At 62.4% G+C, this 16,611-nt stretch carries 12 protein-coding genes and 1 pseudogene; 4 read left to right on the forward strand and 9 right to left on the reverse strand.

Translation table 11 applies throughout. The features are described 5' to 3' along the window. Nucleotides 1-311 precede the first annotated feature (311 nt). The 5 genes from C7I36_RS02025 to C7I36_RS02045 form a co-directional block, all read right to left on the reverse strand. Entirely contained in the window at nucleotides 312-530 is a 219-nt protein-coding gene (locus C7I36_RS02025) for a DUF2835 family protein (RefSeq protein ID WP_106452077.1), read from the reverse strand. Then, nucleotides 530-3,136, reverse strand: a complete 2,607-nt coding sequence (gene pepN, locus C7I36_RS02030) for an aminopeptidase N (RefSeq protein WP_106452078.1) — start codon at nucleotides 3,134-3,136, stop codon at nucleotides 530-532. The genes C7I36_RS02025 and pepN overlap by 1 nt, the downstream gene beginning before the upstream one ends. A 75-nt stretch (nucleotides 3,137-3,211) precedes the next feature. Further along, a complete protein-coding gene (gene prc / locus C7I36_RS02035) occupies nucleotides 3,212-5,218 on the reverse strand; it encodes a carboxy terminal-processing peptidase (protein ID WP_106452079.1) in 2,007 nt (668 codons plus the stop codon). A 10-nt stretch (nucleotides 5,219-5,228) separates the two neighbouring features. Then, nucleotides 5,229-5,777 (reverse strand): RNA chaperone ProQ, encoded by a 549-nt coding sequence (gene proQ, locus C7I36_RS02040; RefSeq protein WP_106452080.1) that lies wholly within the window; start codon nucleotides 5,775-5,777, stop codon nucleotides 5,229-5,231. 91 nt (nucleotides 5,778-5,868) lie between these two features. Then, nucleotides 5,869-6,327 carry a GAF domain-containing protein gene (locus tag C7I36_RS02045; RefSeq protein ID WP_106452081.1) on the reverse strand — a complete coding sequence of 153 codons (459 nt, stop codon included), beginning with the start codon at nucleotides 6,325-6,327 and terminating at the stop codon, nucleotides 5,869-5,871. A gap of 73 nt (nucleotides 6,328-6,400) precedes the next feature. On the opposite strand from C7I36_RS02045, the gene C7I36_RS02050 reads away from it, so the two are divergent. Beyond that, nucleotides 6,401-8,188 carry an ABC transporter ATP-binding protein gene (locus tag C7I36_RS02050; protein WP_106452082.1) on the forward strand — a complete coding sequence of 596 codons (1,788 nt, stop codon included), beginning with the start codon at nucleotides 6,401-6,403 and terminating at the stop codon, nucleotides 8,186-8,188. A 6-nt stretch (nucleotides 8,189-8,194) separates the two neighbouring features. On the opposite strand, the gene C7I36_RS02055 is transcribed toward C7I36_RS02050, so the two are convergent. Beyond that, nucleotides 8,195-8,485, reverse strand: coding sequence for a YebG family protein (locus C7I36_RS02055; RefSeq protein ID WP_106452083.1), 291 nt, complete (start codon nucleotides 8,483-8,485; stop codon nucleotides 8,195-8,197). 438 nt (nucleotides 8,486-8,923) lie between these two features. Then, a pseudogene (locus C7I36_RS17670) lies at nucleotides 8,924-9,037 on the reverse strand (YebG family protein); the annotation flags it as partial. A 362-nt stretch (nucleotides 9,038-9,399) separates the two neighbouring features. Here C7I36_RS17670 and C7I36_RS02065 point away from each other — a divergent pair. From C7I36_RS02065 to C7I36_RS02075, 3 genes are all read left to right on the forward strand, one after another. Next, nucleotides 9,400-10,305 (forward strand): DNA replication terminus site-binding protein, encoded by a 906-nt coding sequence (locus C7I36_RS02065; protein WP_106452085.1) that lies wholly within the window; start codon nucleotides 9,400-9,402, stop codon nucleotides 10,303-10,305. 77 nt (nucleotides 10,306-10,382) lie between these two features. Further along, nucleotides 10,383-11,585, forward strand: a complete 1,203-nt coding sequence (locus C7I36_RS02070; protein WP_106452086.1) for a Bcr/CflA family multidrug efflux MFS transporter — start codon at nucleotides 10,383-10,385, stop codon at nucleotides 11,583-11,585. Nucleotides 11,586-11,681: 96 nt separating this feature from the next. Next, nucleotides 11,682-12,872 carry an amino acid aminotransferase gene (locus C7I36_RS02075; protein ID WP_106452087.1) on the forward strand — a complete coding sequence of 397 codons (1,191 nt, stop codon included), beginning with the start codon at nucleotides 11,682-11,684 and terminating at the stop codon, nucleotides 12,870-12,872. Between the two features lie 61 nt (nucleotides 12,873-12,933). Here C7I36_RS02075 and C7I36_RS02080 read toward each other — a convergent pair whose 3' ends face one another. Beyond that, nucleotides 12,934-14,556, reverse strand: a complete 1,623-nt coding sequence (locus C7I36_RS02080; RefSeq protein WP_106452088.1) for a methyl-accepting chemotaxis protein — start codon at nucleotides 14,554-14,556, stop codon at nucleotides 12,934-12,936. 148 nt (nucleotides 14,557-14,704) lie between these two features. Continuing rightward, nucleotides 14,705-16,534, reverse strand: a complete 1,830-nt coding sequence (locus tag C7I36_RS02085) for a diguanylate cyclase domain-containing protein (RefSeq protein ID WP_181256269.1) — start codon at nucleotides 16,532-16,534, stop codon at nucleotides 14,705-14,707. Nucleotides 16,535-16,611 lie beyond the last annotated feature (77 nt).

A 16,611-nucleotide genomic window follows, 5' to 3' on the forward strand; every position in this document is an offset into this window, starting at 1 on the left:
TCGTGTTCCTCGGGTACAGGCAATAACCATGGGGAGAGTAGCCCCAACGGGACCCGTCCAGTTTAAGCCCGGCCCATGGCGAATGCGAGTAAAGCAGAGAAACAAGGTCTAAAAATATCGACCAGGTCACTTGTGGCTGGAATATATACAAAGAGAAATTGGGTGCTTACGGGATAATATTCTAAAAGTAAATGAATTGTTTATTTCTTATTTTGAATAAATAGGCATTTTCGTTATTAATTACGATAAATGGCTGAATAAAAAGATAAAAGGCCCGGAAAACGGGCCTGGTTAAAGCTGTGCTGGTCGGATCAGAGCCGGAGCAGGCGGTGAAATTGATTACCGCTGCTCAGTTCGATTTCAAAACGACCGTTCAGGCCATCGTGACCGACAAAGGGGCGGAAATGATGGAGCGGCACCTGCAGCCGCAGTCCCTGCTCCGTCATCACCGACAGGGAAGCCACCCTGCCCTGGTAATACTGCAGCAATTCGGGCCGGGAAATGGCCAGCCGAAACCGCAGCCGTTTCATCAGTCCAGCGCCTTGCTGATTTTTTCGAACAAATCCCGGGCCAGATCCGGCCTGTCCATCAGCCGTTGCAACCGCTCGCGGATCAGCAGTCGGCGGGCCTCGTCCAGCCGGGCGAACTGGATCAGCGGGGTCAGCAGGCGTGAGGCAACCTGGGGGTTGCTGTGGTTGAGTTGCTCCAGCACCTCCAGCAGCAGGTCGTAGCCGGCGCCGTCGATACGGTGGAACTGCTCCGGGTTGCCCTGGCTGAAGGCGCCGATCAGCGCCCGTACCCGGTTGGGGTTGCCCAGGCTGAAGGTAGGATGGGACATCAGCTCACGAACCCGCTGCAGGGTGTCGCTATCCGGTGCCGTGGCCTGCAGCCGGAACCAGTTGTCCAGCACCAGGCCATCGTGGCGCCATTTGGATTCAAAGTCGTCCAGCATGCCATGGCGCGCCTCCAGGCCGGCGCGCACCGCCGCCCGCATTGCCGCCAGGGTATCGGTCATGTTGTCGGCAGCGGCGTATTGCCGCTCCACCCACTGCGCCTCTCCGGCCAGGGCCAGGTAGCCCAGGGCCACGTTTTTCAGCGCCCGGCGGGCCATATCCTGGTGATCGATACGATATTCGGGGGTCAGGTTATCCTGGTAGGCCTGCCGCCAGCAGGGGGCAAGAGCCTCGGCCAGATCCCGGGCCAGCCGGCGGCGAACCTCGGCCAGCACGGTGATGTCCACCTGCTCGAACAGCTCCAGCAGGCTGGCCGGATCGGGCAGGGTCAGCATCTCCGCCTTGAGCGCCCGGTCCAGGCCGGCATCCTCCAGGGTGGTGCGGAAGATGTCCACCAGGCTGCGCGGCAGCACGGCCGGCTGGCGGCGCAGGCAAAGTTCAACGTTGTGCTTCACCGTTTGGTTGACCAGGGTCTGCACCGCGTCCCAGCGGACGAATTCGTCGATACTGGCGCGGGCCAGCAGCGACAGTTGCTCGTCGCTGTAGTCGTATTCCAGCTTCACCGGCGCGGAAAAACCCTGCAACAGGGCCGGCACCGGCCGGGAAGGCACCTGTTCAAATTCGAACCGCTGCTCCGCCTCGAGTACGTCGAGCACGGGGCCGACCGACTCGCCGCCCGCCATCAGCATGATGGGCTCGCCCTGCTCGCTGTACAGGGCGAGGCTGAGGGGAATATGCAGCGGCAGCTTTTCCTGTTGATCCCGGGTCGGCGGAGTGTGCTGGCGCACGCTCAGGGTATAGCGCTGATGCTCGGCGTCGTAGTCGTCCGATACCTGCAGCACCGGGGTGCCGGACTGGCTGTACCAGCGCTTGAAACGGCTCAGGTCCCGGCCGCTGGCTTCGCTCATGGCCGCCACAAAATCATCGCAGGTGGCGGCCTGGCCGTCGTGGCGCTGCAGGTAGAGGGCCAGGCCGGCCTGGAATGCCTGCTCGCCGAGCAGGGTGTGCAGCATGCGGATCACTTCCGAGCCTTTTTCATACACGGTGAGGGTGTAGAAGTTGTTCATCTCGATTACCGCATCCGGACGGATGGGGTGCGCCATGGGGCCGGCGTCTTCGGCGAACTGGGGGCCGCGGATGATGCGTACGTTGCGGATGCGGTTGACGGTGCGCGAGCCCAGATCGGAAGAAAACTCCTGGTCGCGGAACACGGTCAGCCCTTCCTTGAGGGACAGCTGGAACCAGTCGCGGCAGGTAACCCGGTTGCCGGTCCAGTTGTGGAAATACTCATGCCCGATCACCCGTTCCACATCCAGGTAGTCGTCGTCGGTGGCGGTGGCGGCATCGGCGAGCACAAACTTGGCATTGAATATGTTCAGCCCCTTGTTTTCCATGGCGCCCATATTGAAGAAGTCCACCGCCACTATCATGTAAATGTCGAGATCGTACTCCAGGTGGCAGCGTTGCTCGTCCCAGCGCATCGAGGCCTTGAGGCTGTCCATGGCGTGACCGGCCCGGTGCAGGTTGCCCTTGTCGACGTAGATTTCAAGCGCCACCTGCCGCCCGCCGTGGGTGGTATAGCTGTCACGCAGCACGTCGAAATCCCCCGCCACCAGGGCGAACAGGTAGGCGGGCTTGGGAAAGGGATCCTGCCACTGCACCCAATGGCGACCGTCATCGAGCTGCCCCTGCCCCACCCGGTTGCCGTTGGACAGCAGGAAGGGATAGCACTGGGCATCGGCGGTGATGCGGGTGCTGAAGCGGGCCAGGACATCGGGCCGGTCGAGATAATAGGTGATGCCCCGAAACCCCTGGGCCTCGCACTGGGTGCAAAAGGCCGAGCCCGAGCGGTACAGCCCCTCCAACGCGCTGTTGGCGGTGGGATTGATGCGGGTCTTCAGGGTCAGCACGAATTCCTGGGGAACCTGGGGCAGGATCAGGCAGCCCTCGGCCAGTTGATACTGCTCGGTGGCCACGCCATTGACCGAAACGGCCAGCAGCTCCAGCTGCTCCCCGTCCAGTACCAGAGGCTCGCTGTGCTCGCCGTTGCGGCGCACCCGGCTGATGGCCACCACCTCGGTGGCAGTCTCGTCGAGCTGGATATCCAGATCCAGGGTGTCTATCCAGTAATGGGGCGGCTGATAGTCTTCACGGTATTGCACTTGGGGTTTGCTCTGGGTCATAACGGCATCTCGTTAAAGTCTTCGGGCGGGCTTTAATAAGAAAGCCCGGCACCCGAGGGGCGCCGGGCCGGGGATTCAGCCCAGCATGTCGGCCAGGTCGGCGGTGATGCGGGCAGCTTCCTGCAGATAGCTGTCTTCGGGCTCGAAGTCGCCGGGCGCCTGATCGAGGCTGTCCACCGGCTCCTTACCGGCGCGCTGCAGCCGGTCGTTGAGCCGTGCCAGGGTGCGGGCGTCCTGCTCGTCCAGCTCGGCCCGGCGCTCGGCCAGATTGAGGGAAACCGAATCCCTGTCCTTGTGCTGGCGGTACTCCTTGATGTCCTCGAACACATAAGCGAATTCGGGGTCCTGCTCTATCCGTGCCTGGTGGCGCTGGCGCAGTTTGCCGAGCAGGGGGTTGAGATCCTGAATCCGGCTGTAGTCGACGCTGGAGATCTGATCCCAGGGCAAGGCGTTCTTTTCCATGCTCTCGCCGGTCTCCTCCGCCTCGATGGCGGTGGGGAACGGAATGTCCGGCTGCACACCCCGGTTCTGGGTACTGCCGCCATTGATACGGTAGAACTTGGCGATGGTGAACTGCACGAAGCCCATGGGGTTTTCGTAAAGATCGTAAATGCGCGACAGGCTGCGGTGTTGCTGCACAGTGCCCTTGCCGAAGGTATTTTCGCCGAGGATCACGGCCCGGCCGTAGTCCTTCATGGCGGCGGCGAAAATTTCCGAGGCGGACGCCGAATAGCGGTCTACCAGCACCGCCATGGGGCCGTCGTAGGCGAGCTGGTTGTCTTCGTCGCCATTGACCGAAATCCGGCCCAGGCCGTCGCGGATCTGTACCACGGGGCCGCTGTCGATAAACAGGCCGGTGAGCGAGGAGGCCTCGGTCAGGGCGCCGCCGCCGTTGGCCCGCAGGTCGATCACCAGGCCGTCGATGCCCTGCTGCTTGAGCTTGTCGATTTCCTTGGCCACGTCCACGCTCAGGTTGACGTAAAAACTCGGGATCTCGACCACCCCTATGTTGCGCCCGCCCGCCTCCAGCACCTTGCCGCTGGCGGCCCTGTCTTCCAGCCGCACCGTGTCGCGGGTCAGTTCAACGACGCGCGGCGTGGCGGCCACAGCCTGGCCGCGCTGGATCTGCAGCCAGACCTTGGTGCCCTTGGGACCCTTGATCAGATCCACCACCTCATCCAGTCGCCAGCCGATAACGTCGGTGATTTGATCCGCCTGCTGCCCCACCCCGATGATGCGATCGTCGGGTTGCAGTTCGCTGGAGCGGGCCGCCGGGCCGCCGGGCACCAGGGAGCGGATCACGGTGTAGTCGTCCTCTGCCTGCAGCACCGCACCTATGCCCTCGAGGGAGAGGTTCATTTCGGTTTCGAAGCGTTCGGCGTTGCGCGGGCTCAGGTAGCTGGTGTGGGGCTCGATGGCGCGGGCGAAGGCGTTGGCAAAGCCCTGGAAGGCGTCCTCGCTTTCGCTCTGGGACAGGCGCTTGATGGCGTTGTTGTACCGCTTGGCCAGGGTGTCCCGGATCTCGTCCCATTCCTTGTCGGCCAGGGCCAGGCTCAGGGCGTCGAATTTCACCCGCTGCCGCCATAGCTCGTCGAGCGCCGCCTTGTCCTCGGGCCAGTCGGCCCGGGTACGGTCGAACTGATATTCCTCGTCGCCATCGAAGGTCATGGGCGTATCGAGCAACGACAGGGCATAGACCAGGCGATCGTAGCGCTTGAGCAGGCTTTCGTTGTACATCTCGAAGGCGGTGTCCAGCCTCCCCGCACGCAGCAGATCGTCGAAGCTGTGCCGGTGGCGCTCGAAGCGACGAATGTCGTCCCGGGTGAAAATATTCTTGCTGAAATCCAGGCTCTCGATATAGCGGTCGAAGATTTCCTCCGAGAAGGCATCGTCGAGCTGGAACTGTTGATAATGGGAGCGGGTGAACAGCGCGGTGATCCGCTTGCTGGCGGCCGCATGCTGACTCTCCGGCGCCAGGACGGGAATGGCCGAGGCCTCGATGGCCGGTGGCACTGCCCAGGCGATCCCGGCGGCCAGCAAGCCCGCGGCCACCAGGGACAAACGAATTCCGTGACTGATCAAACCCTACTCCTTAGAGAATAAGATGGTCAAACTTGACGCGGACCGACATGCCGGTCTTGAGCTCCACCTGAACGTCGTCGCGGGTCACTTCCTTGATGGTAGCGGGAACCGGCGACTTGCCCAGCAACACTTTGACATTCTGCTCCACCGACAAGTTCGCAGGATCGACCTTGCGCGGGCGGGGCTTGGGTTTGCGGGCGGCGGCAGGTTTGTCCTTGCGGGCGCCAAACACCTTCTCCTTGCTTTCCTTGAGGGTGCCCTTGGCGTGATCGATGTGTTCCTGGGTCAGCTCGCCGCAGACGTTACCGTCCAGATCGACCCGGCTCATACCCGGCTTGAGGCCGTGCAGGTAACGCCAGCTCGAGGTGTACTGGCGCAGAGCGGTACGCAACAGGGTCTTGGATACCTTGGGGTCTTCTGCCAGGCGTTCGGCCAGATCCTGAAAAATCCCTATCTTCAGGGGCTTTGCCTCACCGGTTGCAACGAAGCACAGGGGAAAGCGTTCGGCCAGGTAGGCGATGACTTCTTTACTGTTTTTAAGTTTTTCCGAGTTTTCCATGAAATACCTTGGGATTAAGACCAGAGGGCGCACCGCCCGTTGAAACAGTCACATTATAAAGGGCGCACCAACAAAAGCGACCCCGTCGTTATCACAGCAGCGGCAGTACCGCCGCCACCAGGGCCTGGAGCCCGACCTCGTCCTCCTCGTCGAAACGGTCAAAGCGGGGACTGTCGATGTCCAGTACGCCCCATACCGCGTCGCCCTGCCCCAGAGGCAGCACGATTTCCGAATTGCTGGCCCCGTCGCAGGCGATATGGCCGTCGAATTCATGTACATTGGCTACCCGCAGCACCCGGCTCTGGGCCGCCGCGCCGCCGCACACGCCCCGTCCCATGGGGATGCGCACGCAGGCCGGCTTGCCCTGGAAGGGCCCCAGTACCAGGGTGTCCTGTTCACGCAGATAAAAACCGACCCAGTTGATGTCGTCGAGGGACAGGTTGAGCAGGGCCGACAGGTTGGCGAGTTTGGCAATACGGTTGGGTTCGCCTTCGCACAGGGCCCGGGCCTGGGCAGCGAGGCTTTGATAAAATGCAGCTTTTTCAGTCATAAAGGAAAACACCGTTAATTTTCGCCTAACTTACCTGCCCTTTCCCCAAATGAAAACCCGATGATGGTGATTGATGGAGAAAAAAAGTCTGAACGGGCCGCTTTTGTACTGGTCCACCCTGGGGGGCATGATGCGCCGCCACAAACCCCTGTTGATCAATGCCCATCTCTACGCCCTGGTGGGCACCCTGCTGGCGGTTCCCGTCCCCCTGCTGATGCCGCTGCTGGTGGACGAGGTACTGCTCGACAGTCCGGGCACCCTGCTGGCCTGGCTGGATCGCCTGCTGCCCGGCGCCTGGCAGGGCGGTGTCGGCTATATACTGGCGGTACTGGTGGTGACCCTGTTGTTGCGGCTGCTGTCGTTGGGCTTCAATATTTTGCAGGGGCGCCAGTTTGCCCGGGTGGCCAAACACATTACGTTTCAGATCCGCCGCCGGCTGACCCGCCAGCTGATGCGCACCCCGCTGCGGGCATTCGAGTCGGTCGGTGCCGGCAGCGTCAGCTCCCACTACATCACCGACGTGGAAACCCTCGACAAGTTTCTCGGGGAAACCCTGAGCCGGTTGTTGATCAGCCTGCTGAGCGTGCTCGGCACCGCCGTGGTGCTGCTGCTTATCAATTGGCAACTGGGCCTGTTCATTCTGTTGCTCAATCCCGTTGTGGTGTACTTTTCCAGCCGCCTGGGCGCCAAGGTCAAACACCTGAAACGCAATGAAAACCGGGCGTTCGAGCTGTTCCAGCAAGCGCTGGTGGAAACCCTGGACGGCATTCAGGAGATCCGCGCCGCCAACCGCGAACGCCACTACCTGTTGCGGGTCATTGACCGGGCCCGGGGCGTGCGCGACAGCGCCATCGAGTTTCACTGGAAAAGCGAGGCCGCAGGCCGGGCCAGTTTTTTGCTGTTTTTGTCGGGCGTCGAGCTGTTTCGTGCCGTCGGCATGATCATGGTGCTCTATACCGATCTCACCGTTGGCCAGATCTTTGCTGTATTCAGCTATCTCTGGTTCATGATGGGACCGGTGCAGGAGCTGCTCAACATGCAGTACTCCTTCTATGCCGCCGACGCCGCCCGCAAGCGCATCAATACCATGCTGTCCCTGGGCGGCGAGCCCGAGCCCCAGGGCCGGTGCAACCCTTTTGCCGGTGTCCCTACCCTGCCCATCGAGGTGGAACGGCTGCGGTTTTCCTACGATGGCGAGCGGCGGGTGCTGGACGACGTCAGCCTGCAGATCCGGGCTGGCGAAAAGGTTGCCCTGGTCGGAGCCAGCGGCGGCGGCAAGTCGACCTTTATCCAGTTGCTGCTGGGGCTGTACCCGGCGGACGAGGGCCATATCCGCTTTGGCGGCGTCGACAGCAGCGACATCGGCTTTGCCACCATCCGCGAGCATGTGGCGACCGTTTTGCAGCAGCCGGTGTTGTTCAACGACACCGTCAGGGCCAACCTTTGCCTGGGCGATGAACACCGGGACGATGCCATCTGGCAGGCGCTCAGGGTTGCTCAGCTGGATGAGGTAGTGGCGACCATGGCGCTGGGGCTGGACACGGAAATCGGCCGGCGCGGAGTGCGCCTGTCGGGCGGCCAGCAGCAACGGCTGGCCATTGCCCGCATGGTGCTCAAGGAGCCGGCCATCGTGATCCTGGATGAGGCCACCTCGGCGCTGGATACCGACACCGAGGCGCGCCTGCATCAGGCGTTGGCCGATTTCCTGCGCGGGCGTACCACCCTGATAGTGGCGCACCGGCTGAGCTCGGTACGCCAGGCCGACCGGGTGCTGGTTTTCGAGGATGGCAAGATAACTCAGTCCGGCACCCACCACGAGCTGCTTGAGCAGCCGGGACTGTACCGGACCCTGTATCGATGAGGGGGCTCAGGCGACGGCCTTGATGTCGCCCTTGTCTTCCTTTTCCTTGTCTTCCTTTTCCTTGTCTTTGACCGGTTTTTTGCGCGGTCCGGCGAGCTGGTCCTGGTGTTGGGCCAGATACAGGGCCAGGGCTTCCCGTTCCTGCTCCGCCAGGTTTACCGGCGCCTCGGCCAGCAATTGCTCGATGTGCTCGGCCAGATCGAGCAGGCGATCATAGGCATCCGCCTCTTTCTTGTTGGTAAAGCTCATTTTTTCGATCCCGTTTCTGACAACCAGGTATTGGATGGTTACGGCCATAGCTGACTCCTTTTTTCTGTATATAAATACAGTACTTGGGCTTTTGCCCGTATGCAAGTCTTAGCTGGTGGCGGTTTTTCTTCCCCCTGGCTGGCGGGCTGGTCATTTATGACTAAAATTCAAGCAGAAGTGCACCCTTTCGGTGACTTCTCACTAGCGCACGGCTCAGCAAATGAGCCATTCCCCTAAGCCAGGTACACGGATTTTGTACCTGGCTTTTTTTCATCCGGTTCGTGCACCGAAAGATTATGTAAAATAAACGGCTTTTCTTGTTAGCCCTTGGAGCTTTGTGGTTTGGCGATCTTGCAGTTTCTGAGCGATACGGTAATGTGTTTCTCTACTATTGTATGTTGGCATAATAAATGATGATGTTTACCCTTGCCGCGCAACTGCGCGATACCCTGTTGCAACTGGAAAACGCCATGGCCGATCTCGGCCAATGGCTGCGCCCAGATCGAGCAGGCGATCATAGGCATCCGCCTCTTTCTTGTTGGTAAAGCTCATTTTTTCGATCCCGTTTCTGACAACCAGGTATTGGATGGTTACGGCCATAGCTGACTCCTTTTTTCTGTATATAAATACAGTACTTGGGCTTTTGCCCGTATGCAAGTCTTAGCTGGTGGCGGTTTTTCTTCCCCCTGGCTGGCGGGCTGGTCATTTATGACTAAAATTCAAGCAGAAGTGCACCCTTTCGGTGACTTCTCACTAGCGCACGGCTCAGCAAATGAGCCATTCCCCTAAGCCAGGTACACGGATTTTGTACCTGGCTTTTTTTCATCCGGTTCGTGCACCGAAAGATTATGTAAAATAAACGGCTTTTCTTGTTAGCCCTTGGAGCTTTGTGGTTTGGCGATCTTGCAGTTTCTGAGCGATACGGTAATGTGTTTCTCTACTATTGTATGTTGGCATAATAAATGATGATGTTTACCCTTGCCGCGCAACTGCGCGATACCCTGTTGCAACTGGAAAACGCCATGGCCGATCTCGGCCAATGGCTGCGCCATAGCGCCGGCGAACACCCCGATGCCGCCTGTTACCTCCTGCCAGACACTCCCCTCGGCCAAGAACACGAGCCGATCGACACCATCGCCATTCAGGGCCGGCTCACCGGCCGGGACGCCCTTGAGGCGAGCATCAATGCCTATACCCGCTGGCACCTGCAACCCGACTGCTCGGCCAAGGCCAGTTTTCGCCTGCCGGGCTATATCTGCCTGCCCGCCGGCGCAGCCCCGGAGCTGGCTCCGAGGATAGAGCATATCAATCGGCTCAAGCAGTCTTTCCGCGATCAGGTCCAGCAGTTGGGAAGCCGGGACCGCAAGTTTGCCCTGGTGCACGATACCCTGCCCGGCCTCATCACCCTGCAGGTGTACCGCAAGCTGGTGCTGTTGCCCCGCCCCGCCGCCCGGCTCGGCTTTACCTGGGCCAACAAGCAGATTATCCGCAAGCTCGACAAGTCCGAGCTGGTCGGGCAACTGACCCAGGCCCGGCTCACCCCGCCCCCCCTGGTGGATGCCCAAACCTGGCAACAGTGTGTCGATCGGGAAATTTATGACGTCAAACGGCTGCCGCCCGGGGTGGAGCTGCGCCTGCGCCGACCGGTCAAGACCCACCCCATGGTCAATGTGCGCTGGATGGAGGAAAACCAGCCCCGCCAGCAGCAGTTCAAGGCCCACCTGCCGCTGTTGCTGTGCCAGGATTCCCCGGCCAGGGTAACACCGCTCGGGGATTATCCGCCGGCACGCCGGCGGCAGCGACGGGCGGCGGAGATCGACGGCGAGCCGCTGATCCCGCGGCTGCACATTTACCCCTACCGGCCCTGAGCCCGGTCCATGCCGAACTGGCATGATAATGGTTATCATGTTTAAATTGGTTTCACTTGTTACTTCTGGACCCCGCCATGGCCCTGCCCCTTTCCCTGCTCCTGCTGTTGGCCAGCCTCGCCGGCCTGACTCCGCTCGCCATCGACATGTACCTGCCCAGCCTGCCCACCATAGCGCGCGATCTGGGGGTGCCCATCGCCCAGGCCCAGCTGACCATCAGCGTCTTCCTCGCCGGCTTTGCCCTGGGCCAGCTGTTCTATGGCCCGCTGGCCGACGCTGTGGGGCGCAAACCGGTGATGCTCGGTGGCCTGGCCCTGTTCACCCTGGCCAGCCTGGGCTGCGCCTTCGCCAACAGCATTGAAACCCTGATGGCGTTCCGGCTGCTGCAGGCCATCGGTGGCGCGGCGGGATCGGTGGTGCTCAACGCCCTGTTGCGGGATTTGTTCGAGCGGGACATGTTCGCCCGGGTGATGTCCATGGTGATCCTGGTGATGACGCTGGCACCGCTGCTGGCCCCCATTGTGGGCGGCTACCTGCTGCTGATTGGCCACTGGCACAGCATTTTCTGGCTGCTGGCGGTCATCGGCGCCCTGGTCAGCCTGACCCTGGCCATCAAGATACCGGAAACCCTCAGGCCCGAGCATCGGCAAAGCTTCCGGTTGCTGCCGGTCTTGCGCAACTATGGCCGGGTGCTGGGCAACCGTCCGGCACTGGGCTACATCGGCTGCGGGGCACTGACCACGGCGTCCATGTTCGCCTTTATCTCCGGCTCGCCCATGGTCTATATCGAGCTGTTCGGGGTGGCTGCTGAGCATTACGGCCTGCTGTTCGGCCTGAACATACTGCTGCTGATGCTGCTCACCTTCGCCAACAGCCGGCTGGTGAAAACCCTGGGCAGCAACCGCCTGCTGCGCATCGGCCTCACGGTCGGCTCGGGCGGCGCCCTGCTGCTGCTGGCCACCGCCGCCACCGGCTTCGGCGGCCTGTGGGGCATAGTGCTGCCGGTGATGCTGGTGATCTCCCAGATAAGCCTCATTGGCGCCAACGCCATGGCCGGGCTGCTCGGCCATTTCCCGGAGGCCGCCGGCACCGCCTCGGCCCTGGCCGGCACCACCCGTTTCGGCCTCGGTGCCCTGTCCGCTTTCGCGGTCAACGCCAGCCACGAGCTGTCGGCCCTGCCCATGGCGCTGGTAATGACCCTGTGTACCTGGCTGGCCCTGCTCAGTTACTGGCTGCTGGTGCGCCCGGCACTGACCGGCCGGGCGCAAATTCAGCCCTGAAAGCCGTTTTTTAATACCGGCGCAAGTGTTATAACTAATGGCCGTCGCAGTTTGCGACCCGGACAACATTTATTATCACAAGGAATTAACAATACTATGTTTGAGAAGGTCACCGCCGCACCGGCCGACCCCATCCTGGGCCTGACCGATGCTTTCCGCAAGGATCCCCGTACCGACAAAATCAACCTGGGCGTGGGCATCTACAAAGACGAAGCCGGCCAGACCCCGGTGCTGCGTTGTGTCAAAAAAGCCGAAGCCCGCCTGGTGCAGGAGCAGACCACCAAGAACTATCTCAGCATAGAGGGCACCGAGGCCTACGGCCGCGTGGTGCAGAAACTGCTGTTCGGTGCCGGCTCCGCCGTAACCGAAGCCGGCCGCGCCCGCACCGCCCAGGCCCCCGGCGGCACCGGCGCCCTGCGCATTGCCGGCGAATTCATCGCCCGCCAGCTCGGCGGCGGCACCATCTGGATTTCCAACCCCACCTGGGCCAACCACAGAGCCGTGTTTACCGCCGCCGGCCTGGCCGTGAAGGAATACGGTTATTACAACGCCGCCACCAAGGATCTGGACTTTGACGCCATGCTGGCCGATCTGTCCCAGGCCAAGGCCGGCGACGTGGTACTGCTGCACGGCTGCTGCCACAACCCCACCGGCATCGATCCCACCGCCGAGCAATGGCAACAACTGGCCAAACTCTCCGCCGAGAAAGGCTGGCTGCCGCTGTTCGATTTCGCCTACCAGGGCTTTGCCAAGGGCATAGAGGAAGACGCCTACGGCCTGCGGGTGTTCGCCGAGCACAACCAGGAACTGCTGATCGCCAGCTCCTTCTCCAAGAACTTCGGTCTGTACAATGAGCGGGTGGGCGCCTTCACCCTGGTGGCAACCGACGCCGCCGTGGCCGACACCGCCTTCAGCCAGGTGAAAACCATCATCCGCGCCAACTACTCCAACCCGCCCTCCCACGGCGCCGCCGTGGTAGCCATGGTGGCCGAGGACGCCGAGCTGTACCAGGACTGGCTCAAGGAGCTGGCCGAGATGCGCGACCGCATCCAGGAAATGCGTACCCTGCTGGTGGAAAAGCTGTCCAGCCGCGGTGTGGATCAGGACTTTGGCTTTATCGCCCGCCAGAACGGCATGTTCTCCTTCTCCGGCCTGGACAAGGATCAGGTGGAGCGGCTGAAGAACGAATTCGGTATCTACATTGTCGGCTCCGGCCGTATCAGCGTGGCCGGTATCACCAAGTCGAACATCGACGCCCTGTGCGACGCCATCGCCGCCGTGATCTGAGCCCTGCCCCGGGCGAATAAAAAAAGCCCCGCTTGTAGCGGGGCTTTTTCATGGCCGGCGTTTAGATCACAAAGCGGGTCACCAGGGTGTTCAGCTCGCCCGCCAGGCGTGCCAGCTCCTGGCTGGAGGCGCTGGTCTGGTTGGCCCCGGCCGAGGTCTGCACCGAGAGATCGCGGATATTGACGAGGTTGCCGTCCACTTCCCGCGCCACCTGGGCCTGCTCCTCGGCGGCGCTGGCGATGGCCACGTTGCGATCGTTGATCTGGGAAATGCTGGTGGCAATCTGCACCAGGGCATCGCCCGCCTCCCGGGCGATTTTCAGGGTATCGCCGGTGCGGCTGTTGCTGCTTTGCATGGCGGCTACCGCCTCCTGGGAGCCACGCTGCACCGCCTGGATCATCTGCTCGATCTCCTTGGTGGACTCCTGGGTGCGGTGCGCCAGGGCACGCACTTCGTCGGCCACCACCGCAAAGCCGCGGCCCGACTCGCCGGCCCGGGCCGCTTCGATGGCGGCGTTGAGCGCCAGCAGGTTGGTCTGATCGGCGATCGCCCGGATCACATCCAGCACAGTGGTGATGTCGTTGACCCGGGTCGCCAGGGTCTCGATTTCCTGCATGGTCTCGCCGATTTCTCCGGCCAGGCCCTCGATGGAGGTCACCGTCTGCCCGACCCGCTCGCGACCGAACTGGGCGCGCTCGTCGGCCAGCTCCGATTCCTGGGAGGTGGTGGCGGCATTGCGCGCCACTTCCTCGATGGCGGTGGTCATTTCAGTCACTGCGGTGGCCGCCTGCTCCAGCTCCTGGCTCTGCTGGTGCAGCCCGCGGGTGGAGTCCTCGGTGACCGAGCTCAGCTCTTCGGAGGTGGACGCCAGCTGGTGGGAGGAGTCGGAAATCAGCTTTACCGTATCCTGCAGGCTGCGCTGCATCCGCCCGAGGGCCGCCAGCAGCCGGGCCGGCTCGTCCTTGCCGGACACCTTCACCGGCCGGGTCAGATCGCCGGCGGCGATCACCTCGGCCACCTTTACCGCATCGGAGATGGGTTGCACTATGCTGCGGGTCAGCAGCCAGGCCAGGGCCGCCATGCCGGCCAGCGCCAGCAGCATCAGGATGATGATGGCACTGCGCGACAGGGCATAGGTCCGGTCGGTTTCGTCGTTGGTGTCACGGATGCGCTGCTGTTGCAGCTCGTTGAGTTCACGCAGCACCGCCGTCATCTGATCCGCCAGGGGACCCAGTTCGTCCCGGGAGACCACTGTGGCACGCCAGGTATCGCCGGAAGCCGCCAGATCCAGGGCCTGACGCTGGGTTTCCCAGTAACGGGCTTCCAGCCCGAGGAAGCGTTCGGTCAGTTCGCGGGCCTCGGGCAGGCTCGCCAGTTCGCCGTAGCGGGCCTTCTGTTCATCCAGCTGTTGGCGGGCATTGGCCAGCCGGCTGCGGTACTCCTGCTGTTCATCCCGATTAACTGCGTGGATCAGGCCCAGGGTATGCAGCCGGATACGCAGGAATTCCTTGTTGATGTTCTCCACCGCACTCAGGCTGGGCACCCTATGATCGGCAATCTGGGTGATCTGGGCGTTGAGCCCGGACAGCTGGACCAGGCTCAGCACACCGAGCACCAGCATCAGTATCCCTATGATGCCAAAGGCCAGCGCGGACCTCAGGCCGATATTGATTTGACGAAACACATCTCCTCCCCGGATTCATAATTTTTGGCAATCACTATATCGGCAAAGCGACCGCAACACTTACCAATAAGGACATAAAATGACGCCAAGCGGCGGTATTATCGCCAATTAAGCCGGCATTAAGTGCCAAAATACCTCTTACTGAGTATCAGCCCACCCCCAGATGGACCACCTGCTTCTTGCCCGCCTGCTTGGCCCGGTACATGGCTTCGTCGGCTCGCTGGATCAGCGCCTGCTCGTCCCGTTCCCCGGGCAGCGACAGGATAAGCCCTATACTCATGCTCACCGGCAGCAACAGATCCTCCCAGCTGATCGGCTGGCACAGCACCGCCAGCAGCTTGCGCGCCACCCGCTCGGCAAGGTCGCTGGTCATTTCGGGCAGCACCACCACAAACTCGTCGCCCCCCAGGCGGGCTATGGTGTCGGTTTTGCGCAGCGTTTCGCTCATCCGCTCGGCCAGGCAGGTCAGCACCTTGTCCCCGGCATGATGGCCGTGGCTGTCGTTGATGATCTTGAAATCGTCCAGGTCGATGAACAACAGCGCCACCTGCTGGCCCTGCTCGGCGGCGGTTGCCAGGGCCTGGGCCAGTTGCTGGTTGAGCAGGGTGCGGTTGGCCAGGCCGGTGAGGGCGTCGTATTCGGCCCGCTCGCGCAGTGCTTCCCACTGATCCTTGCGCTCAATGGCAAAGCCCGCCACCTGGGCCAGCCCCTCCAAAAAGGCGGCCTCCCCCGCCGAAGGCGGCATGGTCTGCTCCACCAGTACCCAGAGGTCCCCCAGCAGGCGCAAGCCGTCCTCGCTCGGCAACGGAAAACGCCAGCCGGCAAAGCGGCCCGCCCCGGGCACCCGGCCATCGTCCGCCGCCAGGCAAAGGGCGTCCATGCCGTCCACCCGCGGCGCCGGCAGGTCGTCCAGCCCGGGATGGGAGACGTATTCCACGTTCAGGCACTCGCCCCGGCGGTGGCTTATCAACACCCGGGCGCCCGGCCGGTGGTAGACAATGGCCTCGCCGATGGAGCTCAGGATCTCGTTCAGGCTGTTTTCCAGGGTCACTTCCCGCAGGGTGTGGGCCTGGGTGTCGCGCAGGGTTTCCTCCAGCCGCTCCTGGGTCTTGTCGGTGACCACGCAAAACAGGTAGGGCTGATCGTCCAGCCACAGCCGCTCGGCGTTGACCCCGGCAATGCGCAGGGCGCCGTCCTGTCCCAGCAGGGGCCAGTCGCCGTCCACCCGCAGGCCCTGCTCCAGGCTGGCGGCAATCAGGGTCTGCACCTCGGCACGGGCCGACGGCAGGGTCAGCTCAACCGGATTGGCGCCCTTCAGCTGTTCGGCTTCCAGTTCCAGTATGCTGGCCACCTTGTCGTTAAGCTCGACAATGCAACCGGCCTGGTCGAGCAGCACAAAGCCGATGCCGGAGGCGCGCTTGATCGCCTCCAGCAATTGGGACTGGCGATTACGGGTACGCTCGGACTCGCGCAGCCGGCGGATCACTAGGCGGCTACGCAGCCGTTCGCTGACCAGTTCGGCCAGGGTGCCCAGTTGCAGCAGTTGCAACTTGCTCAAGCCCTCGGGCCTGGGCTCGGTGCCGGCCACGCACAGGGTGCCGAGGGCGCTGATCCCGGGCTCCACCACCAGCGGTACGCCGGCATAAAAGCGTATCCGCCCCTCGGTCACCAGGGGGTTGTCGGTAAAGCGCGGATCCAGGGCGGTGTCGGGGATCACCAGGGGGGCATCCTGCAGCACAGTGTGGCCGCAAAAGCTGATGTCCCGCCCGGTTTCGGACAGGCTGATCCCCAGCCGGGACTTGAACCACTGGCGTTCGGCGTCCACCAGGGTCACCAGGGCGATGGTGCAGCCGGTCACTTCCGCCGCCAGGCGGGTCAGGGCATCAAAGCCCTCTTCCGGTTCGCTGTCGAGAATGGCCAGCTCGTGCAACAGCTGCAGCCGTCTGGCTTCGTCGTCGGGGTGGTGGGGACGCTGCAAGGCCTTTACTCCAAAACTAGGTTGGGACTCTCCCCGGTCGAGCCGGAACCGCCGCCGATGGATGGGCCGGAACAAAT

The organism is Zobellella taiwanensis (genome assembly GCF_003012795.1).
GTDB classification, from domain to species: Bacteria; Pseudomonadota; Gammaproteobacteria; order Enterobacterales; family Aeromonadaceae; genus Oceanimonas; species Oceanimonas taiwanensis.

Bases quoted from the DNA above. Each gene is read 5' to 3' on its own strand.
- C7I36_RS02075 (WP_106452087.1), top strand. From the start codon at position 11,682: ATGTTTGAGAAGGTCACCGCCGCACCGGCCGACCCCATCCTGGGCCTG.
- C7I36_RS02065 (WP_106452085.1), top strand. From the start codon at position 9,400: ATGATGATGTTTACCCTTGCCGCGCAACTGCGCGATACCCTGTTGCAA.
- C7I36_RS02055 (WP_106452083.1), bottom strand. From the start codon at position 8,485: ATGGCCGTAACCATCCAATACCTGGTTGTCAGAAACGGGATCGAAAAA.
- pepN (WP_106452078.1), bottom strand. From the start codon at position 3,136: ATGACCCAGAGCAAACCCCAAGTGCAATACCGTGAAGACTATCAGCCG.
- C7I36_RS02070 (WP_106452086.1), top strand. From the start codon at position 10,383: ATGGCCCTGCCCCTTTCCCTGCTCCTGCTGTTGGCCAGCCTCGCCGGC.
- C7I36_RS02045 (WP_106452081.1), bottom strand. From the start codon at position 6,327: ATGACTGAAAAAGCTGCATTTTATCAAAGCCTCGCTGCCCAGGCCCGG.
- C7I36_RS02050 (WP_106452082.1), top strand. From the start codon at position 6,401: ATGGAGAAAAAAAGTCTGAACGGGCCGCTTTTGTACTGGTCCACCCTG.
- proQ (WP_106452080.1), bottom strand. From the start codon at position 5,777: ATGGAAAACTCGGAAAAACTTAAAAACAGTAAAGAAGTCATCGCCTAC.
- C7I36_RS02025 (WP_106452077.1), bottom strand. From the start codon at position 530: ATGAAACGGCTGCGGTTTCGGCTGGCCATTTCCCGGCCCGAATTGCTG.